Annotated in this window: 8 protein-coding genes; all 8 read right to left on the bottom strand. The window is 29.7% G+C overall.

Annotated elements, in window-relative coordinates:
- Positions 1-10: 10 nt before the first annotated feature.
- A complete protein-coding gene (locus KTF99_RS12105; protein ID WP_008792818.1) occupies positions 11-715 on the bottom strand; it encodes a CPBP family intramembrane glutamic endopeptidase in 705 nt (234 codons plus the stop codon).
- A 343-nt stretch (positions 716-1,058) separates the two neighbouring features.
- Positions 1,059-1,205, bottom strand: a complete 147-nt coding sequence (locus KTF99_RS12110; RefSeq protein WP_008792819.1) for a hypothetical protein — start codon at positions 1,203-1,205, stop codon at positions 1,059-1,061.
- Between the two features lie 359 nt (positions 1,206-1,564).
- Positions 1,565-1,810, bottom strand: coding sequence for an Abi family protein (locus KTF99_RS17660; protein WP_442896715.1), 246 nt, complete (start codon positions 1,808-1,810; stop codon positions 1,565-1,567).
- Between the two features lie 68 nt (positions 1,811-1,878).
- Positions 1,879-2,040, bottom strand: a complete 162-nt coding sequence (locus KTF99_RS12120; RefSeq protein ID WP_193566876.1) for a hypothetical protein — start codon at positions 2,038-2,040, stop codon at positions 1,879-1,881.
- A 37-nt stretch (positions 2,041-2,077) separates the two neighbouring features.
- On the bottom strand, positions 2,078-7,384 hold the full coding sequence (locus KTF99_RS12125; protein ID WP_217215592.1) for a discoidin domain-containing protein: 5,307 nt from the start codon (positions 7,382-7,384) through the stop codon (positions 2,078-2,080).
- Positions 7,385-8,070: 686 nt separating this feature from the next.
- Positions 8,071-8,280 (bottom strand): helix-turn-helix transcriptional regulator, encoded by a 210-nt coding sequence (locus tag KTF99_RS12130; RefSeq protein WP_008792821.1) that lies wholly within the window; start codon positions 8,278-8,280, stop codon positions 8,071-8,073.
- Position 8,281: 1 nt separating this feature from the next.
- A complete protein-coding gene (locus KTF99_RS12135; RefSeq protein ID WP_008792822.1) occupies positions 8,282-8,698 on the bottom strand; it encodes a hypothetical protein in 417 nt (138 codons plus the stop codon).
- Between the two features lie 151 nt (positions 8,699-8,849).
- A partial coding sequence (locus KTF99_RS12140) for a TnpV protein (protein ID WP_256443938.1) occupies positions 8,850-9,170 on the bottom strand: 321 nt, incomplete at its 5' end.

Genomic DNA, 9,170 nt, shown 5'->3' on the forward strand with positions numbered 1-9,170 from the left:
CTCTTTTACTTTACATTAAAACAACAGCACATATATTTATCAGCATGTGTATTATTACTACCATCATCAGATTTTCTTTTTTATGATAAATAATATTAGTAGCAACATAGAAAATGAAATAATTAAACATACAGATAAATGCTGTTATATCAAGCTTAATAACTTCGCTTGCACAATGTAAAGAAGCAAATAGCAACCCTATGATCAAAGTCTTAATAATCCAGTGTTTTTTTAAACAATCAGTATTTTTAAAAAGCACGTATTTAAAAAATATTTCTTCAATAAATGGCAAAAGTGCAATACTTATAATACCCAGGATAACAGGGCTGTCTGTATATATATTTTTAATTAAATCATTATTGTATGTTGATGCAGTTATCATTGATTCATTAATATGAGTTAGAAAACTATTAACCATTACAAGAGAAAATGAAATAATTGCTAGTTTTAAACTGTTATCCATAACATCCATAGAATCATTCACAAACTTATTTTTAAAATAATCTTTTGAAATAAAAATCATTCCTATAAAAGTTATACATGTGACTGTCAATCGAAGATATACTGATAAATCATCTGGTACAACACTAATTAAAACTGCTCCAATTATAAAGTAAAACAGTATGTATATAATTAGCGCTTTGCATAAAATACTAAATCCTTTTATCATTGTATAATTTGTCTCCATATAATTTGCTTTCTTTTTTGAAATCATGAACATGTCTCCTTTTTGTAATTTTATAATTTAATTTATATATATTTATAATAACTATATAAAAAGCATAGCATATCTGTTTTACAAAAAAGGCACAATTTTTTTTACTATATTTCTCACAAAAAAAGAGGCAAACTGCCTCTTTTTTATGATTTTATCCTTTTTTCATATTCTCTTTCTAATATTTTGATACGAAATAATACCTTTACTAACCAAAATATTGTTAATCTTCCACCTATTTCCTTGTCCAGTATTGCATCATTTACATACATCACTTATTGCATCATATAAAGCATCTATTTTTTTAGGAGTTAAAACAAATATTCCTTTATTTTTCCAGAGGTTAAATGAATAATAGTCGCCCATGTGGGGTTTCAAGTTTTTTAAAATAATCTATAAAATCTTCGTCTTTCAGCTTGTCTACATTTTTTACAAAGAAAGAAAAATAATTATTGCTTGTTATTAATTTGCTTGCTACAGGTTTATTCATATTAACTATCCTACTGTAATAATCCATGCCCCTATATAAAGAGGGTACCGAGCGTAGTCAATACCCTTCTCAACCTGGACTTATAAAATCATTTTATCGAGTAGAAATCAATCTAAAAATCTTTAAATAAAATTCATGATTGAGAATATCTAGCAAAAATAATTTACAAGGATGCAATATTTTCAAAGCTTCAGGCAAATGCATATAATTGAGCAATTCCTCATACGTGTAACATTGACTTTTATTAGCTTGTTTTACAATTTCCTTATGTAAAGCATTAATAAATTTTTTATATCTCGTTTTATTAACAAGATGTTTAATTACAATTAATAATGCAAATAAATCTTATCGCCCTTGAATTAGTTCCCATTTTGTGTTTTGTTAAGTTTAAAATGGCTGTGATATGATGTTATAGATATATTGATTACACCTTGAACAAAATTAAAAAATAATTCATCATGTGCACATAGATTTCTTGCAACAACAAGTAACTGGAGATAAGTATGTAATTTTGAAGCTCTTTTATTTTGAACATTAACAGTAAAAATAGATTTAGCAATATAGTCTTTATCACTCGGTTTCACTATTCCATATAAATTTCTAATTTATTCAAATGTAAAGACCTTCACAGCACCCCGCAGTAGAATTTATCCATGATTTATTTTATAGTGAATTATTGCATCATTCTTTCCCCATAGTTATGTAATTGATTTCTCAATTTGTTAATTGTTTCATCTCGATGCTTATTATTTTGATCAAAATTATTTGCAGCTAAATATTCATCACTACTTATCCCATAATGTTGAATAATTTCATAGGCAATTGTAAAACTCAAAAACGAAAAGGACCATTAGGTCCTTTTCGTGACTAGATTAATTGTTTTCTTTTCTTCTTTTCATGAAGTAAAGAATTGATGATAATGAAAGTAATGAAGTTAAGGCAAATGGTAATACATTTACTTTGTCTCCTGTAGCAACATCTTCTTTTACAGATGGTGTTACTTGACCAGGTTTTGATAGATTAGTTTGACTTCCATCTTCAACTTTAATTTCATTCTTTTCTAATTTATTAATTGCATCATTTAAAGATGTAATTAAAACTTTTAATTCACTGTTTGACATATCTGCAGTTGCAGCTTTTCCAGCAGTGATTGCTTTTTGTAAGTTTTCATAACTTTCTGTTGTATAGTCTTTAGCTTCATATCCATTAGCTTTATTTAATAAATCTTGTAAGCTATCGTATGTATAAATATTTACTAAATCACTACAAGTATTTAATAAATCAGCGTATGCTTGATCAATGTCTTCTTGAGTTGGTTCAGATTCATCTAATACATCATTTGCATTTTCTAATGCATTTTCAAAATCTAACCATGAATCAGCTGTATAATCAGATGAAGTTAATACACTTACTGTATCTACTAATTCTTTTAATGTAGTTTTGTTAGCTTTTAAAATTAAACGCATTTTTGCATCATTTAACGTTTTAATCATAACTTCTACATCATTTGCATCTGGATTTTCACTATTTAATAATGCTTCAGCTTCTTCGATAATATCATTTAAGTTATCTACAGATACTTTAGAATAATCTTTTGTATCAATAGCTTTTGCTGCATCAATAGCATCTTTTAATCCTTCAGTATTTACAACAACAGTACCATCATGGAATTTGATTTCAGCTGCTGAAGCAAATCCACCAACTGATTCTAAGAATTGAATTCTTATTCCATCAACATCATAAGCTTGATCAAAGATGATTTGTTTTTCAGTTGCATCATTTTTAAGATTTCCAGTTGCAATTTGTGTCCATTCATTAGAACCTGCTTTTTTAGCAGTAATTGCATATTTAGTTAAGATACCATTAGAACCTGTTTGTCTTGGTAAATATGAAATTCCACTTACACTTGAAGTGTTTTTAAAGTTAAATTCTAAGATATGTTTAGTTGTTGTATCATTCCATGGTGAATGGAACATAGTTCCTGGATTTCCATCTAATGCTTTATCAATACTACTTGATGCATCTTGAGATGGTGATTTACCAGTAATTAATGATGAATCAATGAAGTTTACATTAGTTGCATTAGATAATTTTAATGAAGCTAATGCATTAGCTAAAGCTAATTCATATCCATCTACTGTATCTTGCATAGATACAGGCAAACCATATTTAACATTGTTGATTGCAGCTTGTAACATAGCTACACTATCATCTGTATAGTTACTTAATGCAGTTTCATCAATTAATTTTAAGTATTTTTCTACTCTTGAATAATTAGCTTTTGTATATTCTACATCTTTTAATGCATTATTTAAGGCATTTAAAGCATTAGTGATTTCTTCTTGAGTAGGATTAAATTTATTTAATACTGCTTGTCCATTATTAATTAATGATTGTAAATTTGGATTTTTATCTACTAATTTAGAAGCAATAACTAAAGCGTTATCTAATTCCATAGTAGAATTATAAGTATCATTTACACCAACACGTACATCATCAACATATCCAACAAATGCATTTGTTTCACTACCAATTCTAGCAAGTGGTAACATTGTAGTTGCATGTAATGGTTTATAGTTTCCAGTTAAATCAGCCATTTCATTAGATGTTTTATCTTTAGCTGGATCAATAGTTGATACTAATTTTCCATTAACATATAATTCAGTAACATCTTTTCTATTTTTGAATTCTAATTCAACCCATTCATTTACTGGTAAGATGTAATTAAATGAGTAATCATGGTTTTCTCTAGAGAAACCAACTTTACCTGTATCCTTTTGTACAGCTTTGATACTTCCATAATCTGATTCAAATAAAATTTGTTCATCAATAGAAGCACTTGTTCTTTTTACTTTAACACGTAAATCATTACCTAAACCAGCAGTTTCCAAATCAGTTGTTACATAACTTTCTTTACCAGTTAATTGTAAAGCTTGTTTACCATCAACAGTTTTAACTTCTGCATTTTTTAAAGTATTAAATGTTTCATGTAAAATAACACCATCTTTATTTTCTACATCATAACCGAAGTTTGTTCCTGGAGCATCTCCTAATTGTTTAGCGACACTTTCAGCACCAGCTAAATCTAAAGATTGTTTACCCCATAATTTAGCAGCAAATAATGGTAATCCTTTTACAATACGATCATAAATATCATATTCACTCATACCATTTTCTAAGTAGTCAGTCATATCATTCCATACTGCGAAGGCTCCACCTATCATTTGTTTATCACCTGCAGGTACAGTAACACCACCGATAGTATTGATATTTAAATTATACATTGTTCCATTATTTAAATAATCATAGTAATATCCAGCAGCTGGTACGATGTAGTAGTTTCCATCATTACAGTTAATTAAATCGAAACCTTCTTCATACATCTTATCCATATTTGCCCAACCAAAGTTCCATAAGTTCATTTGAACATCTTTGCTTGTAACTTCAACATCACCTTTGATAGATGATAAACTTCCCCAAATCCGAGCAGTTCTACCTGTATCTTGAACATATTTTAACATATCATTACAGAATTTACGGTATGCAGTACCATCTGCACTGTATTCATCAGCACCAACATGTACTGTTGTTTGAGCATCAAATACTGGATCTTGACCTTTCATATATTCATCAAAGATTCCTTGTACGAATTCTACTGATTCATCATATTTTGTAGTTAAGTTTAAGTGATCATTTTGTCTACCGCTAGTACCATGTCTTAAATCAGGTCTAACTTTAGTAAGAGCTAATGAATGTGCTGGTGTATCAATTTCAGGTACGATATTTACACCATAATCTCTAGATTCTTTAATATAGTTTTTAAATTCTTCTTTTGTATACCAAACATCTTTAGCAGTTAAATCAGCTTTATTTAAACCACCATTTCCACCTTCTTTAACATCAGATTCAAGACGGAATGCAGAATAAGCATCAAAAACATTTTTATCATGTTTAGTATAATCTTCTAAAGGAATTAAGTTGTCATTTAAATGAATTTGTAAGTCATTCATCTTATACCATGACATTTCTTTAGTTAATTGTTTTAAGTAATCCATTGTAAATGTTTTACGACCAACATCTAAAATAAATCCTCTAACTTTATATAAAGGATAATCTCTTGCGATACCTTTATTAATATATTCATTACCGCCTTGTTTTAAAGATTGTAAAATAGTACGAGTTGCCCAGAAAGCACCAGTTGTTGTAAATGCTTCAACACTAATAGAATCTTGAATTTCAATGATGTTACCTTCATCTTGTAAACCTTTAGATTCATCAGTAGTTAATGCAAAATAAATATCTCCAGCTTTTACATCTTCTTTAGTTCCTTGAACAACTTTTAATGACCTACCAGTCATTTCTTTATAATCATCAGCTAAAGCTTGGGCAGTTTTCTTTAAACTACTATCTTTATAAACAACTTTACTTGATGATTGGATAGTATACTTACCAGTAAATCCTTTCCATTCTCTAAGTTCAGGTAATACTACTGGTGAAGCATTATCTCCTTCTTCTTTAGAATATTTTCCAGGAATTGTTTTTCTGATTTCTTTAAAAGTATAGTCTTTTGTTTTCTTATCAACCAATTTAAATGAAACAGATACTTCTGTATCAACGATTGGTTGATAAATTCTATAATCTGTATCTACAACTTGTTCATAATCAGTTCCATTATAAGTAATATCATAATCTTCACTACTTGGAATATTCACTTTTAAATGAGTATCTCCAGGTTTAACATCATCAATAGTGATTTTATCACCAATTTCAGAACTATCTTCTTTTAATTCACCACCATAAACCTCCATTTCATAAATAGAAATTGTATTCCATGTAACTCCACCATCAGGATCATCTGCTGTGAATGAATTAATTTTTAAACGTACATATCTTGCCTCAACAGCTTCATCTAATACAATACGTTCATTTTTATTTTTAGGTCTTGAAGTCGATGATTTTACTGTAGTCCAGTCAGAATCACTCATAGGTGATGATAATTCATCAGCAACTTGAAGTTCATAACTTGTTGCCTTTCTATTTTCCCAGAAAACTTTTATAGTTTTCACAGTATATTTTTCACCTAAATCTGTATAAATCCAATGAGGACCATTTCCAATATCACTTCCCCAACGAGAATCTCTAGCTGATGCATTTCCATCGAAAGCATTAGATGCCTCTACACTAGGATCTTCTTCTGAACTTGCATATCCAGGTTTTTTTAATGCAACGTTTGCAGTAGGATCTTGAACTTTATGATCTGTTAAAGATACTTCAAATTCACGTGCAGATACTGAAGGATATCCAAATTGTTTAGTAACTTCAATTTTTACATAACGACCTGATACAGGTTCAGAAATCATTTCTGTAACATCTTTTTTTGTATTGTCTGTTCTTGTTACAACAGCATTACCAAAGTTATCTTTATCATCAGATACATAAATTTTATATGCGCTTGCATAAACTGTATCGCTTTCCCAAATAACACGGAATGTATTCATTGATTCAGTTTTTCCTAAATCTACATAAGCCCATTGAACTGGTCCCATTTCAGTAGACCAACGTGTACTTTCTTTACCATCTGTTAAGTTAGCTTTATCTAAATTAGCTCCATGGTTTGCTGAAGCAGTAACTGGTTTATTTAAAGCTAAGTTTACATTTTTTTCTGTTTCATTGACGTTATAGATTTGGAATTCTCTAATTGTTACATTTTGATAAGCACCAATAACTTCTTTAACTGTTAATTTAACATATCTATAAGATACTTTTTCACCTAAAACAACACTGTGATCACTTGTAAAACCATCTGCTTTTGCATCTTCATGTAATAATGTGAAGTTTTGATTATCATTAGATCCTTCAATCTTAAATGATTTCATTTTTTGTCCAACTTCATAATAAATCATAAACTTATTAAATTCTGTTTTGTCTTTTAAATCAACTGTAATTGATTGAGCTGGTTTATAACCATCTGTTGACCACCATGTTTCTAAATTTCCATCAATTGCCATTGCTGCAGAACGAGTTGTATCGTTGTATTGTGCAGTCGCTGTTGCTGTTTTTCCTAAGCATAAGTTTGTAGGTTCTAATGCGTTAACTGCTTGAGGCATCATTAATAACGAAATAAGCATTATTGCTGTTAAAGCCCCACATAAAGTTTTATTAACTGTCTTTCCTTTCATAGTTTCCCTTCCTTTATTTGTTTTTCAATACATGATTACACCTGATTACGTATTTTTCCATTTCACCTCAACTTTCCAACAAAAAAGACCGAATGTAATATAGACACACTTAAAAAATGTATCTATATTACATTTGGTCTTGCCTGCTTAAAGTCACAATCCAAATTGATATAAATTATATTATACTCTTTTTTCTATACATATCAATATATTTTATGCATTTTTTAAATATGTATACATAAATACATGAATTAATTGGTTTTAGAACTGATTATGAGATAATGACCAAGAAAAAGATAAACTTCTTAAAACATCAAGTAATAGATATAAAAATTGGACAAAAGTCATGTATTGCATCAATTATGAAAAATCCATAAAGATATGGGCAAATATTTTAATATATAAAAACACAATGATTATAATGGTAGAAGACCACATATAAGAGGCAGTGAATAACTACATATTCATATACTTGAAGATATATACAAAGCACTCATAGATATGAATATCAGCATTAACGAATTATATAGACAGATTTCAAATATAGAGAATAAAAAAACTCATAATGAGGATTTGGCTTTCCATTATTTACACTCTCAAGAAAAACCGCCGCTATGGTTTTACCCATACACGGCGGATTACATAGTTTTATGACAGCATTTACTGCTTCTTTATAAAAAACCTCTTTAATTTTCGCTATCTACAAATTCAAACAATTCTTCGACAGCCACATTGAATATTTTCGCTATATCCATAGCTAACTTTAAGGAAGGATTATATCTGCCATTTTCAAGGTGAACAATGGTTTCTCTCCTTGCACCAACCATCTCAGCGAGTTCACTTTGTTTATATCCTGCCTTTTCTCGGTATTCTTTGATTTTTGTAATGAGAGCCATATTACACCCCCTTGCTATCCATAACCACAAACATCACTGTTCTAATAATAGATAAAACCAAAATTGACAAAACAATCGTCCACCCAATAAATCCTGTATTGACGGCATTTGCATGACCGAGAATGGCAGCACCAAAAGCAACTACAACCATTACACCAACAAAAATTTTTAAACAAATTGAGTCACATCGTTTCAAGTTTTGTTCTGCCATTTCATCAACGCCTTCTTTCTTGTAATTCTTAATTCTCACATACTGAAACAAGAAAAAAGCAATGAGAACACAGCCAAGTACATACTGTGCTGTTAAATACCAGTCTTCCCAATCGGTTCTTGCCCACATCCAATAGTAGGATGTAAGAATGATGGCATAAACAATTTTAGTTCCGACAATTTCTTTTAAAGATACTTTTTTATTCATATTAGGCTCCTCTCATGTTATATATTTCGCACTTGAGATGTTATAAATATATCACCTTAACTTATGAATGTCAATAAGGTAAGTGAAATATTTCTAACTTTCACGTTTTCCTAAAGACAAAGCGGCAGTGATTTCTCCCTGTCGCTTTGCCTTATGCGTAAATGATTTCCGTGTTCACAATCTCCACAGCACAAGCTCGAATGTTATTCATTCTTCCAATCCATTCAAAAGCATTTTCAGCTTTTAACTGCTCTGTTACACCTTGCGCCTGTTTCATTTGTTCGATAAATGTTTCTAAACGTTCCAGTGCCTGTTTGTTGATGTCAGCAAAATAGCTGTTCAATTTGCCACTTATCAAGAGCGTTGTGTAAGTTACATTTTTATATTCTTTCAGATAGCGTTTGTGTTGCTGTCCCCATAATTCTTGATTATAAGTCCCTACCTCACACACAATCCTTTGTTTTTTTGTATT

Origin of the sequence: Erysipelatoclostridium sp. MSK.7.34 (genome assembly GCF_019041935.1) — a bacterium.
Classification (GTDB): Bacteria; Bacillota_I; Bacilli_A; order Erysipelotrichales; family Coprobacillaceae; genus Thomasclavelia; species Thomasclavelia ramosa.